This is a genomic window from Caulobacter sp. DWR3-1-2, from assembly GCF_049896225.1.
In the GTDB taxonomy this organism is placed as follows: domain Bacteria; phylum Pseudomonadota; class Alphaproteobacteria; order Caulobacterales; family Caulobacteraceae; genus Caulobacter.
The window spans coordinates 155068-175833 of record NZ_JAFCTW010000004.1; the positions used below are offsets into that span (position 1 = coordinate 155068).

Consider the following 20766-nt stretch of genomic DNA (forward strand, 5'->3'; position numbering starts at 1 on the left):
CGGACTAGGCCGCCCGATGCGTCGCGACGACCTTCTGCGGGCCTTCGCGGAAGCGCTTTTCGGCGACGACGATGCGTTCGCAAAGGGCGTCCAGGTCGCTGAGCAGCGAATAGGTCGCGTAGATGGGGATCTCCATCATCGCCACCTGGGCCCTCGGCATGAACTCGCAGTACTTTTTCCAGGCGATGTGGGTGTCGCGGGCGTTCATGGCCCGCTGACCTAACGGGCTCCACAGGCCAAGGCCCATCAGTTCGTCCCGGCATTCCTTCATCACCGGCAGGGCGATGTAGAGGAACAGGAAGGTCGGGGTGGCGGCGCGGCCGAACTGCGGCTGCACCTGCATGTGCCAGATGCGGAAGGCCTCGAAGAAGCCGGCCTTGCGCGCCGAATCCGGCGGCAGCCACTGGAGGTCCTGGTTGATCAGATCCTGGGCCGAGCTGGCGCGCTTGAGCAGCTCGTCGGCGCTGCGGCCCTCGGCCATGGTCTTGGATAGGGCCTGGACCGGGATGGCCAAGCGCTTGGCGACATCGGGGAAGCTGACCTGGCGGCCGGCCATCGGCGTCCACTGGCCGAAATTGGGAGCATTCGGCGCCTTGGCCCGCTGGATCGCGGCGGCCTGGTGCAGGATCTGCATTTGCTCGCGGTTCCTCGACGCCTGGTTGCGATCGAATTCCGCTTCGTGCGCCGCCTGTTCGTCCGGCGTCATCCAGCGCGCCCGGCCCGGGCCGTAGGTGCGCTCGTTGCGGTTCAGCAGGACAAGGCCGTGTTCAGGAGAGGGGCGTGGGCCGATGTCGGTGAGGAAGGATCGGAAGTCGCGCCAAGTCCCGGTCACGCCGGTGCCGCGGCTCATCAGGATGTTGCGATGCACCGAGGCTTCATTGGCGTACTTGCGGCAAAGAGTCGGCAGGGTCAGGTCAGCGAGATCCCGCTGCAATTCCTCTCTGACGTCCTGAATATTCGCCAACGCCAGCCTCCCTGCGCGATCGGACTCAGGCGGTTTCCCGCACAGGAACCTTTGTCGCACCGTCTGTTTTAATATTTCGTCACGACCGCGAAGGTCGGTTCGTGGGTCGCGGCGCCGCTTGCAGGCCGCGATTCTGGGTCGGCGAGGCCTTGGGAAGCCCACGAAAAGGCCGTTTCGGCTCGACGGGCAAGGCTGGTTGCGACAAAAGACGCTGATGAAATTCTTGGACCAGTGCAAAATCTATCTGCGCTCCGGCAACGGTGGCGGCGGGGCGGTCTCGTTCCGACGCGAGAAGTATATCGAATACGGCGGCCCCGACGGCGGTGACGGCGGCCGCGGCGGCGACGTCTGGATCGAGGCCGTCGATGGCCTCAACACCCTGATCGACTATCGCTACCAGCAACACTTCAAGGCCGGCACCGGCATCCATGGCATGGGTCGCGGCCGTCACGGCGCGTCCGGCGATGACGTGCTGCTCAAGGTCCCGGTCGGCACCCAGGTGCTGGAGGAGGACAAGGAGACCCTGATCGCCGACCTCGACACCGCCGGCATGCGCATTCGCCTGGCCAAGGGCGGCAACGGCGGCTGGGGCAATCTGCACTTCAAGGGTCCGGTCAACCAGGCGCCGAAATACGCCAATCCCGGCCAGGACGGTGAGGAGCTGTGGATCTGGCTTCGCCTGAAGTTGATCGCCGATGTCGGGCTGGTGGGCCTGCCCAACGCCGGCAAGTCGACCTTCCTGGCCGCCGCCAGCGCCGCCAAGCCGAAGATCGCCGACTATCCCTTCACCACCCTGACCCCCAATCTGGGCATGGTCGACCTGTCGACCAGCGAGCGCTTCGTGCTGGCCGACATTCCCGGCCTGATCGAGGGCGCCAGCGAGGGCGCGGGCCTGGGCACCCGCTTCCTGGGCCATGTCGAGCGCTCGGCGGTGCTCATTCACCTGGTGGACGGCACGCAGGACGATATCGCCTTGGCCTGGACCACGATCCGCGGCGAGCTGGAAGCCTATGGCGACGAACTGGCCGACAAGTCCGAGATCCTGGCGCTGAACAAGGTCGACGCCCTGGATCCCGAGACCCGCGAAGCCAAGCGTGCCGAACTGCAAGCGGTCTCCGGCGTCAAGCCGATGATGGTGTCGGGCGTTTCGGGCGAGGGCGTCACCGAGCTGCTGCGCGCCGCCTTCATCCAGGTGCGCATCCGTCGTGGCGAGACCCCCGTCGAGGCGGCGGTCGAAGAGGCGCCCGAAGCGGAAACCCCCGGCGGCTGGAACCCCTAGGTGTCGGCCCAAAATGCGACAGAGGGGGGGGGAGCGCTCAAGGCGGCCAGGCGGATCGTCTTCAAGGTCGGTTCGGCCCTGCTGGTCGACGCCGAGACCGGCGCGCCGAACCGCGCCTGGCTGAACGCCTTTTGCGGTGATCTCGCCGCCCTGCGGGCCCGGGGCCAGCAGGGGGTGGTGGTGTCGTCCGGCGCCGTGGCCCTGGGCCGCCGCCGCCTGGGCCTGACCTCTGAAAAGATGGGGGGACGCAAGTCTCTGACCCTGCCAGAGAAGCAGGCCGCCGCCGCCGCCGGCCAGTCGGTGCTGATGCGGGCCTGGGAGGAGGCGCTGGAGCCGCACGGCGTGGTCGCCGCCCAGATCCTGCTGACCCGCGACGACACCGAGACCCGTCGCCGCTGGCTCAACGCCCGCGCCACCGCCGAGACCCTGATCGCCCTGGGCGTGGTCCCCGTGGTAAATGAGAATGACACGGTGGTCACCGAGGAGATCCGCTACGGCGACAATGACCGGCTGGCGGCCCGGGTGGCCCAGATGGTCGGGGCCGACCTGCTGGTGCTGCTGTCGGACATCGACGGCCTCTACACCGCCGACCCGCGTCGCGACCCCGGAGCCCGCCATATCGAGCGGGTGACCGAGATCACCCCCGCCATCGCCGCCATGGCCGAGGGCGCCAACGCCGCCGCAGGCGTGGGCACCGGCGGCATGGCCACCAAGATCGCCGCCGCCCGCATCGCCCGAGCCGCCGGCTGCGCCACCCTGATCACCCTGGGCTCGCGCCCCCATCCCCTTCAGGCCATCGAGGCCGGGGCCCTGGCCACGGTGATCGAGGCCGTCGCGTCCCCCGCCGCCGCCTACAAGGCCTGGATCGCCGGGTCTCTTGCCCCCCAAGGCTGGCTGACCGTCGACGCCGGCGCCGCCGCCGCGTTGCAGACCGGCAAGAGCCTGTTGTGCGCCGGGGTCCGAGCCGTGGAGGGGCCGTTCGACAAGGGCGACGCCGTCCGGGTCCGCGACGAGACCGGGCGCGAGATCGCCCGAGGTCTGGTGCGCTATGACAGCGCCGACGCCCACCGCATCGCCGGCCTGCGCTCCGACGCCATCGAGGCCGAGCTGGGCTTCACCGAGGGCCCGCTGATCCATGCCGATGATTTGGCGGTGGGTTAACCGCTCGAGGCCCCCGCGAAGGGTCAGGCGGGGTAGGTGTTTTCTGGGCGCGCGCGCTCGTCCTGACGCGGTCAGCCGCGAGCATATGGAAAGGGTCGCGGAGCGCCGGACGACGTGGCTTACACAGGTCATGGCTCAAAGTGAGTCCGACGCGCGCGGTTGGGACCGTGAACACCGCTCCACATACCGCGCGGCAGCTCGCGAGTGGGCGGAACGGGTCAAGCGTCGTGCTTCTGCGCTTGAATTGACAAACGATGCGATCGCGACTGCCATATCTGCTTGCTGCCCGTTTGTTGGGGAAGACGTTATAGAGACCGCTTGATTTCGAGCCTGGCCTTGGCTCGGACCCATAGAGCTTTCCCCACCAGCCCCGCTAACACCCCCACCACCCTTTCCCCATTCCCCCACCGCCGCAAAGCGCCTAGGTAAGCCTCACTCTGAGCATATCGGGCGAGCCTATCCGGGATCGGATGAAGCGATGGACGACGCGGGCATGAGCTTGCAGGCGACGATGACGGCGATGGGGCAGGCGGCTCGGCAAGGGGCCGCGGCCCTGCGCGTCGCCACGCCGGACCAGCGCACCGCCGCCCTGCACGCCATGGCCGCCGCCATCCGCAGCGACGCCGTCGCGATCCTCGAGGCCAACGCGAAAGATCTGGCCAAGGCGGGAGCCGGCGGCCTGACCGCGCCGATGGTCGAGCGGCTGATGCTCAATCCCGAACGCCTCGAAGGCGTCGCCGCCGGGGTCGAGGCCGTGGCGGCCATTCCCGACCCGCTGGGCGTCGAGACCGCCCGCTGGACGCGGCCCAACGGCCTGGACATCGCCCGGGTTCGCACCCCGATCGGCGTGATCGCCATGATCTTCGAGAGCCGGCCCAATGTCACCGCCGACGCTGCGGCCCTGTGCGTGCGCTCGGGCAATGCGGTGATCCTGCGCGGCGGGTCGGAGTGCATCCACTCCAACCTCGCGATCCACGCGGCCATCGCCAAGGGGCTGAAGGCGGCGGGGATCTCGGCCGACGCGGTGCAGATCGTCCGCACCCCCGACCGCGACGCCGTCGGCGCCATCCTGTCGGGCCTGGACCGCACGATCGACCTGATCATCCCCCGGGGCGGCAAGAGCCTGGTGGCGCGGGTTCAGGCCGAGGCCCGCGTGGCGGTGCTGGGCCATTTGGAGGGATTGAACCACGTGTTCGTCCACGCCGCCGCCGACCCCAGGAAGGCCGTCGAGATCGTGCTGAACGCCAAGATGCGCCGCGTCTCGGTGTGCGGCTCGGCCGAGACCCTGCTCGTGGATCGGGCCGGGGCCAAGGCCCTGCTGCCGCCGATCGCCGACGCCCTGATCAAGGCCGGCTGCGAGCTGCGCGGCGACAGCCTGGCCCTGCAGATCGAGCCCGACATGAAGGCCGCCGTCGAGGCCGACTGGACCACCGAATATCTGGCCCCGATCCTGTCGGTGGCCGTGGTCGATGGGGTGGAGGGCGCGGCCGCCCACATCGCCGCCTATGGTTCGGGCCACACCGACGCGATCGTCACCGAGGATGAGGCGGCCGCCGAGCGGTTCATCGCCCTGGTGGACAGCGCCATCGTGCTGGTCAACGCCTCGACCCAATTCGCCGACGGCGGCGAGTTCGGGTTCGGGGCCGAGATCGGCATCGCCACCGATAAACTTCACGCCCGCGGTCCGGTCGGGGCCGAGCAACTAACGACATTCAAATATGTGGTTCGCGGGACCGGCCAGACTCGTCCCTGAGGCCGGCCGGCCCGCCGCGCAGAGGCTGGGGTTCCACTTGGAGCCCGGCATGCGCGTCGGCCTGTTCGGCGGCAGCTTCAACCCGGCGCACGAGGGCCACGCCCACGTCGCCGAGACGGCGCTGCGACGCCTGGATCTGGACCGGGTGATCTGGCTGGTTTCGCCGCAGAACCCGCTGAAGTCGGCGCATGAGACAAGGCCGCTGGCCGAGCGCCTGGCCGGCGCTCGGCGCTGGGCCCAAGGGGGCGGTTTGGGTGGCGGCATGATCGTCTCCGACGCCGAGACGCGTCTGGGCTCGAAATACACCATCGATACCCTACGGGTGTTGAAGGCCCGCTATCCGGGGGTGAAGTTCGTGTGGATCATGGGGGCCGACAGCCTGGCCACCTTCCATCGCTGGCGGGGCTGGACCCAGATCATGCGCGAGGTCCCGGTGGCGGTGATCTCGCGGCCCTGGGCTGCGCTGAAGGCCCGCACCTCGCCCGCCGCCCGCCGCTTCGCCTTCGCCCGACGTCCGGCCAGCGAGGCCGCGATCCTGGCCGACGCCGCGGCTCCGGCCTGGGTCTATCTGACGGGGCCCCTGAACTTCGCCTCGTCGACGGCGCTGCGGGGGCGGCAGACGCGGGGGTAGTTTCGTTCTCCCCTTGCGGGCGAGGGTGGCCTCGCGGAGCGAGGTCGGGTGAGGGGTCGATCGCCCTTTCGGCAGAAACGATCGCGCGCTCAATCGCGGCGGCTTTCGGTTGAGAGACCCCTCATCCGACCGCTTCGCGGCCACCGTCTCCCGCAAGGGGGAGAAGGACCATGACCGCCCGAATCGCCCCGATCCACGTTCCCCCTCATCTTTTCGAGTCATCCATGCTATGGGAGGGATTGCGCGACCCCCATCAAGGAGCATTTCCGCTGCGTAGCGACCCCGCGCCAAGTGCGCACGAGGACACGGCCTCCGCCGATACCTCGAAAAAAGCGACCTCGAGCACCGAGACCGCCCTGGACAAGAGCATCAAGGCGCTCGAGACCCTGATCCTGTCGCGTCTCGACGACGACAAGGCCCAGGACATCGTCCATATCGACCTGACGGACAAGAGCTCGGTCGCCGACAGCCTGATCGTGGCGTCTGGCCGGTCGCACCGTCACGTCGGCGCCCTGGCCGACCACATCATCCGTGCCCTCAAGGAAGAGGGCTTCGGCAAGGCGCGGGTCGAGGGCCTGCCGCATTGCGACTGGGTGCTGATCGACGCCGGCGACGTGGTGGTCCACCTGTTCCGGCCCGAAGTCCGCTCGTTCTACAACATCGAAAAGATCTGGGCCGTCGACGCACCGCACCGGATCGCGGCGGCAAACTAAGACGCCTCGCCCCTGACGTCACCGCTCGCCCGCCAAATCTCGCGTGTAGGGCGGTGACGGGATCGCCCATGAAGATCACCCTCCTCACCGTCGGAAAGCTTGGCCGCATGGTCGAGGCGCAGTTGGCCGTGGACTATGCGTCCCGGGCCACGGCGTCGGGCCGCGCCCTGGCGATCGGGCCGGTCGAGATCGTCGAGGTCGAGGCGCGCAAGCCCGGCAAGGCCGCCGAAGCCGAAGTGCTGCGCCCGCATCTGGAAGGCGCCCATGTCATCGCCTGCGACGAGCACGGCAAGGTGCGGCCTAGCCGGGCCTTCGCCGAGCACATCGGCCGGCTGCGCGACGACGGGCGCCGCAAGGTCGTGTTCCTGATCGGCGGCGCCGATGGCCTGGATCCCTCGATCCTGGCCGAGGCGAACGAGACCCTGGCCTTCGGGCCCCAGACCTGGCCCCACGCCTTGGCCCGCGTCCTGCTGGCCGAGCAGGTCTATCGCGCCGTCACCATCCTGGCGGGCTCGCCCTATCATCGCGATTGATTTTAATCCGCTGGTCCCGGCATTCGCCGGGATCAGCGGAGGTGGGGCAGGTCGGGAGAACCAGTTGTCGCTGCGACCCAATACAGGCATTGATCGGCCTATGCGCCGCGTCACGCTGATCACCACCAGCCTCCTGGTCGCCCTGCTGGGCGCCGGGGGTCTTGTCGCGGCCGCCCAAGTCGCTGGGGTCACCCAGCGCGCCAAGGACGAGCAGGCCGCCGCCGACACCCGCCGCGAGATCGTCGACCTGCGAGGCGAGCTGGACGCCCTGGGCCAGAGGCGCCTGGTCACCGGCGACGATGTCGGTGAGAAACGCGCCCGGCTGGAAGCCCTGCACCAGCGCGAATCGGCCCTGGTGGCCGAGCTGGGTCGCGATCGCGGGCAGCTGTCGCGGCTGCTCTCGGCCCTGCAGCTCTTCCGCCGTGATCCGCCGCCGGCCCTGCTGGTCAGCCCCGGTGACGCCCGCGACGCGGTGCGGGCCGCCATCCTGATCCGCGCCATGACCCCTGAACTCCAGAACAGGGCCGAAGGCTACGCCCGCCAGGCCCGCGCCGTCTCGGCCCTGCGCCGTGAGGCCGCGGCCGCCTCCGAGCAGCTGTTCACCGCCGAGAGCCTGGTCGCCGACCGCAAGGGCGAGCTGGAACGGATGATCGTCGAAAAGACCCAGCTGGAGCGCGCCTACGCCCAGGAGGCGATGACCGGAGACCAGGCCCAGCTGGGGGCCCTGACCGACGGCCTGGCCGTCAAGCCCGCCACGGGCCCCCTGGTGCTGACCGCGCCCACATCCGGCGTGATGACCCACCGGTTCGGCCAGGCCATGCCCCTGGGCGGCCGGGCCAACGGCCTGACGATCCGCACGGAAAAGGGTCACGCCATCGCCAGTCCCGCCGCCGCCACGGTCGAATACGCCGGACCGCTGAATGGCTGGGGCGTCGTCTTGATCCTGCGGGCTCAAGGCGCCTACCATCTGGTGTTGGCGGGAATGGACCAGATTTCCGTCGCCCCCGGACAATCTGTCGCGCCCGGTCAGGCGGTTGGCAGGATGGCCGGGCATGGATCTTCCGATCCGGAACTCTATTTTGAAGTGCGAGAAGATGGCGCTTCGGTCGATCCAGAGCGTTGGCTCAAGCAGGGGTCGCGATAAACGGCATTTTCAGCGATGATGGCCGTCAAATGAACAAAGGTTCCGCTACTACTGGCGGACAACAAGTTTGAACGCGGCGCGAGAGCGTCGTCAGGGAGCCTTCCAGGCCACATGCGCAAGTACCTGCTCATCGGTGTTTCGGCCTTCGTCCTCGGCGCGGGGACCATGGCCTATGTCAGCCCCATCGCCCAGGCGACCAACGCCACCAAGGGCGAGACCTACAAGATGCTCGAACTGTTTGGAGACGTGCTCCAGACGGTCGACACCCAGTACGTCTCCGAGGTCGACAACAAGAAGCTGATCGAGGCGGCGCTGGACGGCATGCTGACCAGCCTGGATCCGCATTCCGGCTATCTGTCGCCCGACAGCTTCGAGGACATGAACGACACCACCCACGGCGAATACGGCGGGCTGGGCATCGAGGTGACCAGCGAGGACGGCGTGGTCAAGGTGATCTCGCCGATGGACGGCACCCCCGCCGCGCGGGCCGGCATCCAGGCCGGCGACTATATCACCGCAGTCAATGGCCAGTCGGTGCTGGGCCTGACGGTCAACGAGGCGGTCAAGCAGATGCGCGGCGCGGCCGGCGAAGGCGTCACCCTGACCATCGCCCGCGACAAGACCGACCCGTTCGACGTCAAGCTGGTGCGCGAGGTGATCAAGCCCAAGGCCGCCATCGCCCGGATGGAAGGCGACTACGGCTATGTGCGCCTGCCGGGCTTCACCGAAAAGTCCACCGACGCCCTCAGCGCCTCGATCACCGACCTGAAGGCCAAGAACCCCAAGATGAAGGGGCTGATCCTCGACCTGCGCAACAATCCCGGCGGCCTGCTCGACCAGGCCCGGGGCGTGGCCGACCTGTTCCTGGACGGCGGCGAGGTGGTGAGCCAGCGCGGCCGCGACAAGCGCGACATCCAGCGCCTGAACGCCACCCCCGGCGACCTGCTGAACGGCCTGCCGATGGTGGTGCTGATCAACCAGGGCTCGGCCTCGGCGGCGGAAATCGTCGCCGGCGCCCTGCAAGACCGTCATCGCGCCGAGTTGGTGGGCATCACCAGCTTCGGCAAGGGTTCGGTCCAGACCGTGATCCCGCTGCGCGGCGGGGCCGACGGCGCCGTCAAGCTGACCACGGCCCGCTATTTCACGCCGTCGGGGCGCTCGATCCAGAAGACCGGCATCGAACCCGACCTGGAGGTGGCCCAGACCAAGGACCAGGCCCAGGACATCGCCAACCGCGTGTGGTTCAGTGAGGCCAGCTTCAAGAACGCCCTCAATGCCGACGAGGGCAAGACCCGCCAGGGCGTCCACACCCCGGCCGAGGCCCCGCCCCCCGGCTTCGACGAGAAGAAGGGCGACTTCCAGCTGGAACGCGGCTTGGCCGTGCTGAAGGCCGGCTCGGTCGAAGCCGTGCCCAAACTGCCCAAGCCCCAGGCCAAGATCGCCGAAGTCACGGCCAAGGCTGCGGCGGCGGCGGCGGGTAAAGGCCCGGCGGTGGAGAAGAAGTAGGGGGCTGGTTAAGAGACCCTCTCCCAGAAAGAGAGGGTTCCGAAATGGCCCGCTCCGCCCATTCCGTCGCACCCTTCGTTAACCATATATTCGGCGCTGACCGGCTAGCCTCGCGCCCATGGCCGTGTCGTTTTCCCGCAAGCCCGCCTTTAGCCACGCCGCCTCCGCCTTGGGCCGCGGTGACGCCCCGGACCTGCGCGCCAAGCTGCTGGCCGCGGCGGCCAATCCCTATATCGGGGCCAGCGCGGCGGCGTTCCTGTTCCTGCTGAGCCTGTGCGCCCTGATCCTGTTGACCGGCGACCCCAACAAGGGCTCGCCGCTGATCCGGGTGCAGCTGGCCAAGATCGGCGCCACGCTCAACGCGCCCCAGGGCTGGCGCGAGGCGCTGGTCAACGAATCCGACCACGAGGCGCCGCTGACGCCGGGCGCCCTGGACCTGTCGGCCCAGCCCTTCGCCGAGCATCCGGACGAGGCGACCATCACCGTGGCCGGCGACATCGCCGCGCCGCCGCCTGTCGCCGCGCCCGGGGGGCCGCTGCTCCAGGCCCCGTTCGCCGGCCTGTCGACGCCCGGTCCCGGCGGCGGCCTGCTGCCGGTGATCGCCGGCGACGGTCGCACCGCCGCCGAGGCCTATGCTCGCCCCTTCACCGCCGACGGGCGGCCGCGCGTGGCCCTGGTGATCGGCGGGCTGGGCCTCAACCCCCAGACCACCCGCGCCGCCATCGAGACCCTGCCGCCCGAGATCACCCTGTCCTTCGCCCCCTATGCCGAGGGCCTGCAGGGCTGGATCGACCTGGCCCGCAACCACGGCCATGAGGTGCTGCTGGAAGCCCCCATGGAGCCGGTCGACTACCCCGCCAATGATCCGGGCCCCTTCACCCTGATCACCGCCAATCGGCCGGAAGACACCGTCCGCAAGATGGAATGGCTGATGTCGCGGGCCACCGGCTATTTTGGACTGACCAACTATCTGGGCTCGCGCTTTGTCACCAATGACGCGGCCATGACCACCTTCACCCTGACCCTGAAGGCGCGCGGCCTGGCCTTCATCGACGACGGGCAGGCGTCCCTGCGCGGCGGTCCGATCCCCCGCGCCTCGGCCGACCGGATCATTGACGACGAACTGGCGGCAGGCGCCATCGACGGCCAGTTGAAGATGCTTGAGACCGGCGCGGCCGGGCGCGGCCAGGCCCTGGGCTCGGGGTTCGCCTATCCGGTGACCATCAACCAGGTGAAGATCTGGGCTGCGGGCCTGTCCGGGCGGGGTTTGCAACTGGCCCCCGCCTCGGCCATGGCCAAGCGATGAACGCCAGCCAGCCCGCCGACGACGCGTATCCCGATCATCGCCCCAATGTCGGCGTCGTGCTGTTTCATGCCGATGGCCGCGTTTGGCTGGGCAAGCGCCATAGGCAGCCCGCGCCATATAACTGGCAGTTCCCGCAAGGCGGCGTCGATGACGGCGAGGACCTGCTGGAGGCGGCGCGGCGCGAGCTAAAGGAAGAGACTGGCGTCGTTTCCGCCGACCATCTTGCCCAGACCGAGGGCTGGCTGATCTATGACTTCCCCACCGACTTCGCCTCGTCGAAGAAGGCGCGCGGGTTCAAGGGTCAGAAGCAGGTGTGGTTCGCCTTCCGCTTCACGGGCGAGGAGTCGGAGATCGACTTGGAGGCCGACGCCCACGTCGAGTTCGACGCCTGGCGATGGGCCACGCTCGACGAAACGCCCGAATTGATCGTACCCTTCAAACGCGCGGTGTACGAACAGGTCGTCGCCGCCTTCGGTGGGTACGCGCGCGGCGGCTGACGCCAGGCCGCGCTAGAGGTAGGGCGGCATGAGCAAGACCATTCTGATGATCCACGGCTTCGGCGCCGCCGGCGAAAGCTGGGCCCCGGTGGCAGCGCGCTTCAAGGCCGCCGGCTATGGCGTCGAAACCCCCACCATCCATGCCACCCTGCGCACCGTGGGTCCGCCGCCGGCCGGCCTGATCGGCAAGACCCTCGCCAACTATGTCACCGAGATGAGCGACCTGGCCCAGTCGATCGCCAAGCGCGACGGCGAAAAGCCGTTGGTGTTCGGGCACTCGATGGGCGGGCTGATCGCCCAGAAGCTGGCCGAGGCGGGGCTGGTGTCGGGAATCGTGCTGTTCGCCCCGGCCTCGCCGGCCGACGCGCGCAGCGGCCCGAAACTCGCGCCGATGTTCACCTTCCTCAACATCGCCATGACCTCCAGTCCCGAGACCAAGGCAGTCAAGATCTGGAAGATGGGCTTCAACTGGGGTGTGCTGAACCGGACGCCGCCCGAGCGCCACGAGGCGATCTTCGCCACCACGGTGCATGACAGCGGCCGGGCTCTTTCGGACCTGGCCTATCCCGATCGTGATCCGAACAAGACCGTGTCGATCGACTCCGCCAAGATCACCGCGCCGGTGTTGATCCTGGCCGGCGCCCGCGACCGCACCACGCCGATCGGGGACCTTCGCCTGGTCGGCAAGAAGTATGGCGGCGCCACCTTCAAGGAATATCCCGACAACGCCCACTGGCTGATCGACGAGCCCGGCAGCGACAAGATCCTGGCCGATGTGGACGCCTGGCTCGACGCCCGGGGCCTGGGCGCCCAAGCCCCGGTGACCAAGGCCCCGGTGACCAAGGCCGCCCCCGCGGCGAAGCTGGCCAAGGCTGAACCCGCCGTGACCCCGGCGCCCGCCGCCAAGCCCCTCGAGCCCCTCGAGCCCGCCCCGAGAGCCAAGGCGGCGCCCCAGGCCAAGCCCGTTTCCGCGCCCGCGCCCGCGCCCGCGACCGCGCCAGCGCCAGCGCCGCCCGCCCCCGCGCCGGCGGCCAAGGCGAGCCTAAAGGCTCCGGCCAAAGCCAAGTCGGTCGCCAAGCCCGCTCCAGCCCCGGCGTCCCCACCCGTCGCCAAGACTCCGCCCCCCGCCAAGCCGGCGCCCAAGGCTCCCGCAAAGCTCGCCGCGTCGCCTGTCCCCACGCCCGATATGACGGCCAAGCCCACGCCCGCCGCCAAGCCCAAGGCCGGGGCCAAGCCCGCCGCCGCCCCCGCTGTGACCAAGGCTCCAGCCAGGGCCGGCGCGCCGAAACCAGTCGCCAAGCCGAAGGCCGCCGCCCTCGCCAAGGCGCCGGCTCCGGTCAAGGCCGCCGCCAAGCCCAAGGTTCCCGCGACAAAGGCGACCGCCAAATCTTCACCCGCGCCGAAGAAGAGCGTGTAGGCTGAGCGTTCGGCGCTTTGGCCGAACGAGTGGGCGAGGCGCGCGTGGCGACTCCGGTGATCATGGTGCACGGCGCCTTCTGCGGCGGCTGGACGTTTGACACGTTCCGTCAACCGTTCGAGGCGGCGGGCCACGTCGTCCAGACCCCCGACCTGATCGGCCATGGCGACGGCGCCTCGGTCGCCGGCCGCTCGATGGTCGACTACGCCAAGCAAATCGCCGCCCTGTGCGAGTCCTGCGATGAGCCGCCCATCCTGATCGGCCACTCGATGGGCGGGCTGGTCGCCCAAATGGCGGCGGCCCGCGCCCCGGTGTCGCGCCTGATCCTGCTGGCCCCCTCGCCGCCCTGGGGCGTGACGGGCTCGTCGCTGGAGGAGGCCGCCTCGGCCGTCAGCCTCTATGCCCTGGGTCCGTACTGGCTACAGGCCGTGGCGCCCGATTTCGGCGTGGTTGAAAGCTACACGCTGGACCGCCTGCCGCGTGACGAGCGCAAGGCGCTGTACGCCAAGATGACCGCCGAGAGCGGCCGGGCGCTGTGGGAAACCCTGAACTGGTTCATGGACCCGTTCATGACCACCGGCGCCAGCCCCGTGGGCGTGCCGACTCTGGCGATCGCCGGCGGCAAGGACGTGATCCATCCGCCCGCCACCGTTCGCCAGACCGCCGCGCGGCTGGGCGGGTCCTGCGAGGTCTTCCCGACGATGAGCCACTGGCTGCCGGGCGAACCGGGCTGGGAAGCCGTCGCCGAAGCCTGCCTGGACTTCATTGGGCATGAAGGTCGCGTCGCGGCCTGACCTTCGGGGGATGTGGGCTTCGGCCTCAGTGGGCCGGCGTGAACAGCTTCAGCCCCAGTATGCCCGAGACGATGAGCCCCAGGCAGACCAGCCGGGCCGCCGTGGCTGGCTCCTTGAACACCACGATGCCGACGATGGCCGTACCGACAGCGCCGACCCCGGTCCACACCGCGTAGGCCGTGCCCAGCGGCAGGGACTTCAGCGCCCAGCCCAGCAGGCCCAGGCTGGCGACGAAACATGCGGCTGTCAACGCCATCGGGACCGGCCGGGTGAAGCCCTCGGTATATTTTAGGCCCACGGCCCAGCCGATCTCGAACAGACCCGCGATGAAGAGAATGATCCAGGCCATGACCGGCTCCTGAGTTCAGAGCGGGGTCGTCCCCGGAGACGCGAAAAAGGCGCGGGGTCGTCCCCGCGCCTTTCCTAGATAGTCTTGTCGCACTGGAGGGCAAGCCTCCGATCGGCGAAGGTCCTAGGGCATTTTTCGAGCGAAGTGGTTGCGGTTCGCGTGAAGAAAAATGCCTCAAAACAAAAGATGAGAGCTCACGGCCTGACGCAGTCAGGTCGGGAAATGCTCTAGCGGCTGGTGGTGCTGTAGAGCACCTGGGCCTGCTCGTAGTTCTTGCCCACCGAGCTGTCGTCCAGCTTCTTCAGGCGCATATAGACCAGGCCCGCGTGGCCGTCGGCCCAGGCGTCGTCCCACGAGACGGTGAAGCGCTTGAAGTCCGTGCCGATCGTCTGGTCGTTGCGGATCAGGCGCAGCTGCGGCTTGTTCTCCCAGGTCGCCCAGTCGTGCAGGGCGGTGGCGAGGGACTGGGCCTGCTCGACGGTCTGGGCGTACTGGATGGTGACGGTGCAGACGTTCTTGTTGGAGCCTGGATTGTCGATGGCGATCTGGTAGGGCTTGCCGATGTCGAGGACGAACTTCTCTTTCTTCTTCTTCATGCCCGCGGCCTTGGCCAGGCTCGGGAAGTCGCCGCCAACCACGAGGGGCTTGCAGACCCGGTCCAGGATGCTCAGCAGTTGCAGCGACACCGGATCGGTCGAGGGCGGCGGACGCACCGGCTCGACATAGGCCGGCTCGGCGCCGGCGACCGGGGCGGCGACCGGCGGGATGGCTTGGTCGGCCGGAGCGGGCGCGGCGGGGCTGGTGGCGGCCGGGGCCATCGGCATGGGCATGGGCATGGGCATGGGCGCAGCGGCCGGAGCCGGAGCCGGAACCGGGGTGGTCGCCGGCGCGGCGGTCGGAGCGGGCTGCTGGGCGACGGCGGTGGAGACCGCGCCCCCAACCAGGAAAATGGGTGCGATCAGGCTGGCGAGCGCGAGGCGCATGGTCGAGATATCCCCAATAGGCAAGAGGTCGGCATTAAAGCCGACAGGCGTTCCCTCGCAACCCTTATGGTGACCGATTAAGGCCGAGATTGGGTCACAGGTGTAATTTACTCGCCCAAGAGTGCGGCGTGACGCCTCAGGCGTGCAAACCAGGCGTCATTCCGATCGGAGGTCCTGGCCCTTGAGCGTGACCACGACGATCTCCGGTGGTGCGCGGAAACGTACAGGTAGGATCGACACACCCACGCCGCCCGTCACGAACAGGTTGCGCCCCCGATCAACATAGGCCCCGCAACCCCACTGGCGCGACGCCTGAGAGGCGTGGACCAGCCGCCCCATCACCGGCAGGTTGACCTGTCCGCAATGGGTATGGCCCGCGACGGTCAGGGCCACCCGGTCGGGCGCCTGGGCGAAGGGGTCGGGCCAGTGGCTCATAACCACCACCGGCTCGGATGTCGGCACGTTGGCCATGGCCACGGGATAGGACGGCGTCGCCCGCTTCGAATCCAGGTCGGCCAGACCTGCCACCCAGAACGGACCCTTGGTCCTGGCAACTCGCAAGGCGCGGTTCTCCAGCACATGAGCACCGGCCCGGACTAAGGCCTGCTCGGTCGCGCCGCCATCATACCACCAGTCGTGATTGCCCAGCACGGCGTAGACCCCCAGGCGGGGGTTGAGGCCCTGGAACGCGGAAATCCCGCGCAGGATTTCCGAACGCTGTGGCGCGGCCCGAGTGGCTGCGGACTCGTGACTGCCCGCATAGTCGCCCAGAAGCAGGACGACGTCGGGATGCTGCGCGTTCATCCGCGCCACCACCCGCGCAACGCGGGCCGGATCGACGTGGGGCGCGGCGACATGGGTGTCACTGATCAAGCCCAGGCGCACCGGCGGGCCGGTCCAGGTGCGCGACTCGATCGTCACCCTCCGCACGACCAGCAGATTAGGCTCGACCAGGAAGGCCCAGACCCCCAGCCCGTAGGCGACCAGCAACAGGCCAGCCACCGCCCAAGCCAGACGCAAACGGCCTGAGCGCCGCATGAACGCCCAGGCCGTGAAAACAATAGGTAATCCCGTCACCGCGCCAATCCAGGCCAGCAACATGATGCTGTGCCCGGTCATGCGTGAAACGCCTAGGCCGCCTCGACCGCGTGTTCGGCCAGGATGGTGAAGCCGTCCGGGCCCACGTCGGCGAAACCGCCCTGGATGTCGAACACTCGCACGGTGGAGCCGTCGCGAACCGTGACCTTGCCTTCGCGCAGGGTGGTCATGAACGGGGCGTGGCCCGGCAGGACGCCGAAATCGCCTTCCGCGCCGGGCGCATCGACCTGATCGACTTCGGCGGAGAACAGTTCGCGCTCGGGCGCGACGAGGGAGAAGTGCAGCTTGGCCATTATTCCACGATCTCCACGGCGCCCAGGGCGGCTTCGATGTCTTCGTCGGTCTGGATCTCGGTCCCGCAGAACGGGCAGAAGCGGATGGTGGCCAGCACGACGCCGCTCTCACCTTCCTCTTCGCGATGACCCAGGTTGAGCAGGATCAAACCGCTGTCATGCTCGATCAGCGAGGCCTCGGGGTCGGAAGACACCGCCTCCTCAAGCTCTTCGCAGCAGAAGTTCACGGTTTCGAATTCGGTGTCGGTCATGGGGTGGTCCATAGCATGAAGTCGGGATGTTTTCTTCTCCCGCGAGGGGAGAAGGAAGATCAGGCCGCTTCGACCGTGTGCTCGGCCAGTATGGTCAGGCCGCCCTCACCGACATCGGCGAAACCGCCTTGGATGTCGAACAGCTTGGTGCCGGCGCCGTTCTTCACGGTGATGCGGCCTTCGCGCAGCGTGGTCATGAACGGGGCGTGGCCCGGCAGGACGCCGAAGTCGCCTTCGGCGCCCGGCGCATCGACCTGATCGACCTCGCCGGAGAACAGTTCGCGCTCGGGGGCGACGAGTGAGAAGTGGAGCTTGGCCATGACGCTCAGCCGTAAGACATTATGGCGATCGTCACGGGGGCAGCGTCGCCCTCCGTCAAATCGCGCTTGAAGATCCGAATATTGATGTCCGAACCTGGACCAACCGATCGAGAATACATCCAGACCTCATTGCCAGCGCTCGGGCGCATATCCAGTTTCCAGCCCGAAGCGCCATCGCCTAAATGATCCAACAGCTTTTGTTCGATCCCTGGCGCATCATAGGCAGTCACCCGGCAAAAAGCCCGAGCGCCGCCCTGCACCGTCAAGAAACTGCTGCCGTAGACCTTGGCTTCCGTCGCTTCAAAAGTCTGAGAAAGAACCGAGCCCGAAAGAGCACGGGCGATCTCGGGATTTTTCTTGCCTGCCTTGGACTTGCTGAAGCCAGCCTTCTCGAACTGATCGCGAGCCTGCTCCGTGAACGGCGTGGGGCGTAGACCATCTGGGAAGGCCGCGAACGTCGCCTCGCACGCCGCGGCGCCCGAGATGAACGCATCCGCGCCTGAAGCCAGGTCCGCCGCGGATGCCGAACCGCCAGCCGCGAGAACCGCGACGACAGTCAGTATCCGGGCGAGGGCTCTCATCAGGCTTCGCCGGCCAGCTTTTCAGCCTTGGCCACCGCTTCCTCGATGGCGCCGACCATGTAGAAGGCGGCTTCCGGCAGGTGGTCGTATTCGCCGTCCACGATGCCCTTGAACGAGCGGATGGTGTCCTTCAGCGCGACGAAGGCGCCGGGGGTGTTGGTGAACTGCTCGGCCACGTGGAATGGCTGGCTCAGGAAGCGCGAGATCTTGCGGGCCCGGGCGACGGTCAGCTTGTCCTCTTCCGACAGCTCGTCCATGCCCAGGATGGCGATGATGTCCTTCAGCGACTTGTACTGCTGAAGCACTTCCTGGACCGAACGGGCCACGTTGTAGTGCTCTTCGCCAATGACCAACGGGTCCATGATCCGCGAGGTCGAGTCCAGCGGATCGACGGCGGGGAAGATGGCCTGGGCGGCGATGTCGCGCGACAGAACGGTGGTGGCGTCCAGGTGGGCGAACGAGGCGGCGGGCGCCGGGTCGGTCAAGTCGTCGGCGGGCACGTAGATGGCCTGGACCGAGGTGATCGAACCCTTGTTGGTCGAGGTGATGCGCTCCTGCAGGTTGCCCATCTCGGTGGCCAGGGTGGGCTGATAGCCCACGGCCGAGGGGATGCGGCCCAGCAGAGCCGACACTTCGGCGCCGGCCTGGGTGAAGCGGAAGATGTTGTCGACGAACAGCAGCACGTCCTTGCCTTCTTCATCGCGGAAATATTCAGCGATGGAGAGGCCGGTCAGGGCCACGCGGGCGCGGGCGCCGGGGGGCTCGTTCATCTGGCCATAGACCAGGGCGCAGCGGCTGCCTTCGGTGGTGCCGTTGATCTTTGGGTCCACATTGACGTTGGACTCGATCATCTCGTGATAGAGGTCGTTGCCTTCGCGGGTGCGTTCGCCCACGCCGGCCAGGACCGAATAACCGCCGTAAGCCTTGGCGATGTTGTTGATCAATTCCTGCATGGTCACGGTCTTGCCGACGCCGGCCCCGCCGAACAAGCCGATCTTGCCGCCCTTGGTGTAGGGGCACATCAGGTCGATGACCTTGATGCCGGTGACCAGCACTTCAGCGGTGTTGGTCTGCTCGGCGAAGGACGGGGCCTCGCGGTGGATCGAGCGGTACATGTCCGACTTGATCGGGCCCTGCTCGTCGATCGGCTCGCCGATGACGTTCATGATCCGGCCCAGGGTGCCGGGGCCGACCGGGACGCGGATCGAGTCTCCGGTGTCGCGCACGGCCTGACCGCGGACCAGGCCCTCGGTGGCGTCCATGGCGATGGCGCGGACGGTGTTCTGGCCCAGGTGCTGGGCGACTTCGAACACCAGGCGCTGGCCCGAGGCGATGTTGATGGTTTCCAGGGCGTTGAGGATGGCCGGCAGTTCGCCGGTGAATTCCACATCGACGACGGCGCCGATGACCTGGACCAGCTTGCCGGTGGCCGCGCCGATCGTGGCGGGCGCCTCACGGGTGCCGGCGACGGCGGGGGCGGCGGCCGGAGCGACGGGCTTGGCGGCCTTGGGGGCGGCCGGCTTGCGGGCCGGCTTGACGGTGGCGGCGACGGGGGCGCCCACGGTCACCGGGGTTTCGGCGGCGGCGGGAGCCTTAGCGGGGATCTTGGCCATGGCGTTCAGGGTCTTTCGTGCGGGCTCGTGCGGGCGTTTTTATGGTTGGAAGTCAGGATTAGACGGCTTCGGCGCCGGAGATGATCTCGATCAGCTCCTTGGTGATCTGAGCCTGACGGGAGCGGTTATATTCCAGGGTGTAGCGCTTGATCATGTCGCCCGCATTGCGCGTGGCGTTGTCCATCGCCGTCATCTGGCTAGCGTAGAAGCCGGCCATGTTGTCGAGCAGGGCCGACAGGATCTGGACCGTCAGGTTGCGCGGCAGCAGGGTCTCGAGGATTTCCTCTTCCGAGGGTTCGTACTCGTAGACCGCGCTGGCGCCGGTTTGAGCGGCGGCCCCGCCCTCGACGACGGCGGGGATCAGCTGCAGGGCGGTCGGGGTCTGGATGACTACTGACTTGAAGCGGCTGTAGAACAGGGTGACCACGTCCACGTCGCCGGCTTCATACAGGCGGGTGACGTGGTCGGCGATCGGCTGGGCGACCGCCAGGGTGAACTGGCGATAGGCCGACAGGTCGAAGTTCTCGACGATGCGGTCGGCATAGACGCGGCGAAGCTGGCCGGTCGCCTTCTTGCCGACGCAGACGATCTTCACGTCCTTGCCCTGGCGGATCAGGGTGTCGATCCGCTCGCGCGCGGCGCGGACGATCGACGAGGTGAAGCCCCCGGCCAGGCCGCGGTCGGCGGCGGCGACGACGATCAGGTGACGATCGTCGCGACCCGTGCCAGCCAGCAGCGGCGGCGCGCCGTCACCGGTCACGCTCGCCGCCAGATTGGCGATGACGTTCGACAGCCGTCGCGCATAGGGGCGCGCGGCTTCCGCAGCATCCTGGCTGCGGCGGAGCTTGGCCGCCGCGACCATCTGCATCGCTTTCGTGATCTTTTGCGTCGCCTTGACGCTTGAGATCCGATTGCGCATCTCCTTTAGGCTTGCCATCCGCCTATCAGACCTTCCTAAACAACCACCAGGTGCTGTCGTCCATCACGGTCGTTCTTCTCCAGAAGAACCCGTAATCGACCAACTGCAGATCTGGGAACATATCCATGTAGAGCGAGCCAAAATCGTTCTTGAACAGAAGATCTTGTTCGCCGCGGTAGGGTATCGTCTCGGCCTTCGGCGCGAAATACTCCGAGCAGAAGACGTACTTGGCGGCCACGCGATGCACTTCGCGCATCGTCGCTTCCAACTGGCTGGGATCGACGTGGATCAGGACGCCGGCCGTGAAGGCCATGTCCACCGCGCCGTCGGCCAACGGGATGCTGTGCCCGAAACCCTCGAAGAGCCGCTCGGCCGGCAGAACGCCGTTCTCGACCAGTTCCTTGCGGGCCGAAGCATTGGGCTCGATCGCCCACTGCTCCATGTCCGACACCGCCGCAAGGCCCAGGAGGTTGAGACCCACATTGGGCCCCACTTCCAAGACGCTCTTCGGCGGCGCGCCGACGATGCGCCGCATCACTTCACCCCAGACCCGCGCACGGCCGCGAACGGCCTCGGCGTTGGCGGCGCTACGTTGCGTGTAGCGGTCGCCAAATTCGCCGGACCATGCGTCCATGGATTTGGGGTGAGCGGCCATCGATCG

Annotated in this window: 23 protein-coding genes; 12 read left to right on the forward strand and 11 right to left on the reverse strand. The window is 68.0% G+C overall.

Annotated features, from left to right (window positions below; translation table 11 throughout):
* Positions 1-4: 4 nt before the first annotated feature.
* Positions 5-964: a hypothetical protein gene (locus ACP696_RS07290; protein WP_426010864.1), complete on the reverse strand. Its 960-nt coding sequence runs from the start codon at positions 962-964 to the stop codon at positions 5-7.
* 214 nt (positions 965-1178) lie between these two features.
* Between ACP696_RS07290 and obgE the strand changes: the two genes are divergently transcribed.
* The 12 genes from obgE to ACP696_RS07350 all read left to right on the forward strand — a co-directional run bounded on the left by obgE (position 1179) and on the right by ACP696_RS07350 (position 13698).
* Positions 1179-2243, forward strand: a complete 1065-nt coding sequence (obgE, locus tag ACP696_RS07295; protein ID WP_426010862.1) for a GTPase ObgE — start codon at positions 1179-1181, stop codon at positions 2241-2243.
* Positions 2244-3404: a glutamate 5-kinase gene (gene proB / locus ACP696_RS07300; protein ID WP_426010860.1), complete on the forward strand. Its 1161-nt coding sequence runs from the start codon at positions 2244-2246 to the stop codon at positions 3402-3404.
* A 445-nt stretch (positions 3405-3849) separates the two neighbouring features.
* Positions 3850-5157 carry a glutamate-5-semialdehyde dehydrogenase gene (locus tag ACP696_RS07305; RefSeq protein ID WP_426011297.1) on the forward strand — a complete coding sequence of 436 codons (1308 nt, stop codon included), beginning with the start codon at positions 3850-3852 and terminating at the stop codon, positions 5155-5157.
* Positions 5123-5788: a nicotinate-nucleotide adenylyltransferase gene (locus ACP696_RS07310; protein WP_426010858.1), complete on the forward strand. Its 666-nt coding sequence runs from the start codon at positions 5123-5125 to the stop codon at positions 5786-5788. Before ACP696_RS07305 ends, ACP696_RS07310 begins: the two co-directional genes overlap by 35 nt.
* Positions 5789-6057: 269 nt before the next feature.
* Complete coding sequence (gene rsfS, locus ACP696_RS07315) at positions 6058-6501, forward strand: ribosome silencing factor (protein ID WP_426011296.1); 444 nt, start codon at positions 6058-6060, stop codon at positions 6499-6501.
* A gap of 68 nt (positions 6502-6569) precedes the next feature.
* Positions 6570-7034, forward strand: a complete 465-nt coding sequence (gene rlmH, locus ACP696_RS07320) for a 23S rRNA (pseudouridine(1915)-N(3))-methyltransferase RlmH (protein WP_426010856.1) — start codon at positions 6570-6572, stop codon at positions 7032-7034.
* 100 nt (positions 7035-7134) lie between these two features.
* Entirely contained in the window at positions 7135-8178 is a 1044-nt protein-coding gene (locus ACP696_RS07325; protein ID WP_426010855.1) for a murein hydrolase activator EnvC family protein, read from the forward strand.
* 111 nt (positions 8179-8289) lie between these two features.
* Positions 8290-9684, forward strand: a complete 1395-nt coding sequence (locus ACP696_RS07330; RefSeq protein ID WP_426043622.1) for a S41 family peptidase — start codon at positions 8290-8292, stop codon at positions 9682-9684.
* A 118-nt stretch (positions 9685-9802) separates the two neighbouring features.
* Positions 9803-10990, forward strand: coding sequence for a divergent polysaccharide deacetylase family protein (locus tag ACP696_RS07335; protein ID WP_426010852.1), 1188 nt, complete (start codon positions 9803-9805; stop codon positions 10988-10990).
* Positions 10987-11487: an RNA pyrophosphohydrolase gene (locus ACP696_RS07340; protein ID WP_426010850.1), complete on the forward strand. Its 501-nt coding sequence runs from the start codon at positions 10987-10989 to the stop codon at positions 11485-11487. Before ACP696_RS07335 ends, ACP696_RS07340 begins: the two co-directional genes overlap by 4 nt.
* Positions 11488-11515: 28 nt before the next feature.
* Positions 11516-12904 carry an alpha/beta hydrolase gene (locus ACP696_RS07345; RefSeq protein ID WP_426010849.1) on the forward strand — a complete coding sequence of 463 codons (1389 nt, stop codon included), beginning with the start codon at positions 11516-11518 and terminating at the stop codon, positions 12902-12904.
* 44 nt (positions 12905-12948) lie between these two features.
* Positions 12949-13698 (forward strand): alpha/beta fold hydrolase, encoded by a 750-nt coding sequence (locus tag ACP696_RS07350; RefSeq protein ID WP_426011295.1) that lies wholly within the window; start codon positions 12949-12951, stop codon positions 13696-13698.
* A 25-nt stretch (positions 13699-13723) separates the two neighbouring features.
* Here ACP696_RS07350 and sugE read toward each other — a convergent pair whose 3' ends face one another.
* From sugE to ACP696_RS07400, 10 genes are all read right to left on the reverse strand, one after another.
* Positions 13724-14047: a quaternary ammonium compound efflux SMR transporter SugE gene (sugE, locus tag ACP696_RS07355; RefSeq protein ID WP_426010848.1), complete on the reverse strand. Its 324-nt coding sequence runs from the start codon at positions 14045-14047 to the stop codon at positions 13724-13726.
* Positions 14048-14274: 227 nt separating this feature from the next.
* The gene (locus ACP696_RS07360) at positions 14275-15030 is read right to left on the reverse strand and encodes a hypothetical protein (RefSeq protein WP_426010846.1); all 756 of its coding nucleotides are present in this window, start codon (positions 15028-15030) and stop codon (positions 14275-14277) included.
* A 156-nt stretch (positions 15031-15186) separates the two neighbouring features.
* On the reverse strand, positions 15187-16149 hold the full coding sequence (locus ACP696_RS07365; RefSeq protein WP_426010845.1) for a metallophosphoesterase: 963 nt from the start codon (positions 16147-16149) through the stop codon (positions 15187-15189).
* An 11-nt stretch (positions 16150-16160) separates the two neighbouring features.
* On the reverse strand, positions 16161-16421 hold the full coding sequence (locus ACP696_RS07370) for an ATP synthase F1 subunit epsilon (protein WP_426010843.1): 261 nt from the start codon (positions 16419-16421) through the stop codon (positions 16161-16163).
* The gene (locus ACP696_RS07375; RefSeq protein ID WP_426010841.1) at positions 16421-16672 is read right to left on the reverse strand and encodes a hypothetical protein; all 252 of its coding nucleotides are present in this window, start codon (positions 16670-16672) and stop codon (positions 16421-16423) included. The genes ACP696_RS07370 and ACP696_RS07375 overlap by 1 nt, the downstream gene beginning before the upstream one ends.
* Before the next feature lie 59 nt (positions 16673-16731).
* A complete protein-coding gene (locus ACP696_RS07380; protein WP_426010840.1) occupies positions 16732-16992 on the reverse strand; it encodes an ATP synthase F1 subunit epsilon in 261 nt (86 codons plus the stop codon).
* 5 nt (positions 16993-16997) lie between these two features.
* The gene (locus ACP696_RS07385; protein WP_426010838.1) at positions 16998-17573 is read right to left on the reverse strand and encodes a hypothetical protein; all 576 of its coding nucleotides are present in this window, start codon (positions 17571-17573) and stop codon (positions 16998-17000) included.
* The gene (gene atpD, locus ACP696_RS07390; RefSeq protein ID WP_426043623.1) at positions 17573-19186 is read right to left on the reverse strand and encodes a F0F1 ATP synthase subunit beta; all 1614 of its coding nucleotides are present in this window, start codon (positions 19184-19186) and stop codon (positions 17573-17575) included. Before atpD ends, ACP696_RS07385 begins: the two co-directional genes overlap by 1 nt.
* Positions 19187-19244: 58 nt before the next feature.
* Positions 19245-20123, reverse strand: a complete 879-nt coding sequence (locus ACP696_RS07395; RefSeq protein ID WP_426010835.1) for a F0F1 ATP synthase subunit gamma — start codon at positions 20121-20123, stop codon at positions 19245-19247.
* Positions 20124-20130: 7 nt separating this feature from the next.
* Positions 20131-20760 (reverse strand): pseudaminic acid biosynthesis-associated methylase, encoded by a 630-nt coding sequence (locus ACP696_RS07400; RefSeq protein ID WP_426043624.1) that lies wholly within the window; start codon positions 20758-20760, stop codon positions 20131-20133.
* Positions 20761-20766: the final 6 nt, after the last annotated feature.

Bases quoted from the DNA above. Each gene is read 5' to 3' on its own strand.
- ACP696_RS07395 (WP_426010835.1), bottom strand. From the start codon at position 20,123: ATGGCAAGCCTAAAGGAGATGCGCAATCGGATCTCAAGCGTCAAGGCG.
- ACP696_RS07400 (WP_426043624.1), bottom strand. From the start codon at position 20,760: ATGGCCGCTCACCCCAAATCCATGGACGCATGGTCCGGCGAATTTGGC.
- ACP696_RS07345 (WP_426010849.1), top strand. From the start codon at position 11,516: ATGAGCAAGACCATTCTGATGATCCACGGCTTCGGCGCCGCCGGCGAA.
- ACP696_RS07360 (WP_426010846.1), bottom strand. From the start codon at position 15,030: ATGCGCCTCGCGCTCGCCAGCCTGATCGCACCCATTTTCCTGGTTGGG.
- ACP696_RS07375 (WP_426010841.1), bottom strand. From the start codon at position 16,672: ATGACCGACACCGAATTCGAAACCGTGAACTTCTGCTGCGAAGAGCTT.
- ACP696_RS07380 (WP_426010840.1), bottom strand. From the start codon at position 16,992: ATGGCCAAGCTCCACTTCTCACTCGTCGCCCCCGAGCGCGAACTGTTC.
- ACP696_RS07365 (WP_426010845.1), bottom strand. From the start codon at position 16,149: ATGACCGGGCACAGCATCATGTTGCTGGCCTGGATTGGCGCGGTGACG.
- ACP696_RS07325 (WP_426010855.1), top strand. From the start codon at position 7,135: ATGCGCCGCGTCACGCTGATCACCACCAGCCTCCTGGTCGCCCTGCTG.
- ACP696_RS07370 (WP_426010843.1), bottom strand. From the start codon at position 16,421: ATGGCCAAGCTGCACTTCTCCCTCGTCGCGCCCGAGCGCGAACTGTTC.
- obgE (WP_426010862.1), top strand. From the start codon at position 1,179: ATGAAATTCTTGGACCAGTGCAAAATCTATCTGCGCTCCGGCAACGGT.
- ACP696_RS07385 (WP_426010838.1), bottom strand. From the start codon at position 17,573: ATGAGAGCCCTCGCCCGGATACTGACTGTCGTCGCGGTTCTCGCGGCT.
- sugE (WP_426010848.1), bottom strand. From the start codon at position 14,047: ATGGCCTGGATCATTCTCTTCATCGCGGGTCTGTTCGAGATCGGCTGG.
- ACP696_RS07335 (WP_426010852.1), top strand. From the start codon at position 9,803: ATGGCCGTGTCGTTTTCCCGCAAGCCCGCCTTTAGCCACGCCGCCTCC.
- ACP696_RS07330 (WP_426043622.1), top strand. From the start codon at position 8,290: ATGCGCAAGTACCTGCTCATCGGTGTTTCGGCCTTCGTCCTCGGCGCG.
- ACP696_RS07340 (WP_426010850.1), top strand. From the start codon at position 10,987: ATGAACGCCAGCCAGCCCGCCGACGACGCGTATCCCGATCATCGCCCC.
- atpD (WP_426043623.1), bottom strand. From the start codon at position 19,186: ATGGCCAAGATCCCCGCTAAGGCTCCCGCCGCCGCCGAAACCCCGGTG.
- ACP696_RS07310 (WP_426010858.1), top strand. From the start codon at position 5,123: ATGTGGTTCGCGGGACCGGCCAGACTCGTCCCTGAGGCCGGCCGGCCC.
- rlmH (WP_426010856.1), top strand. From the start codon at position 6,570: ATGAAGATCACCCTCCTCACCGTCGGAAAGCTTGGCCGCATGGTCGAG.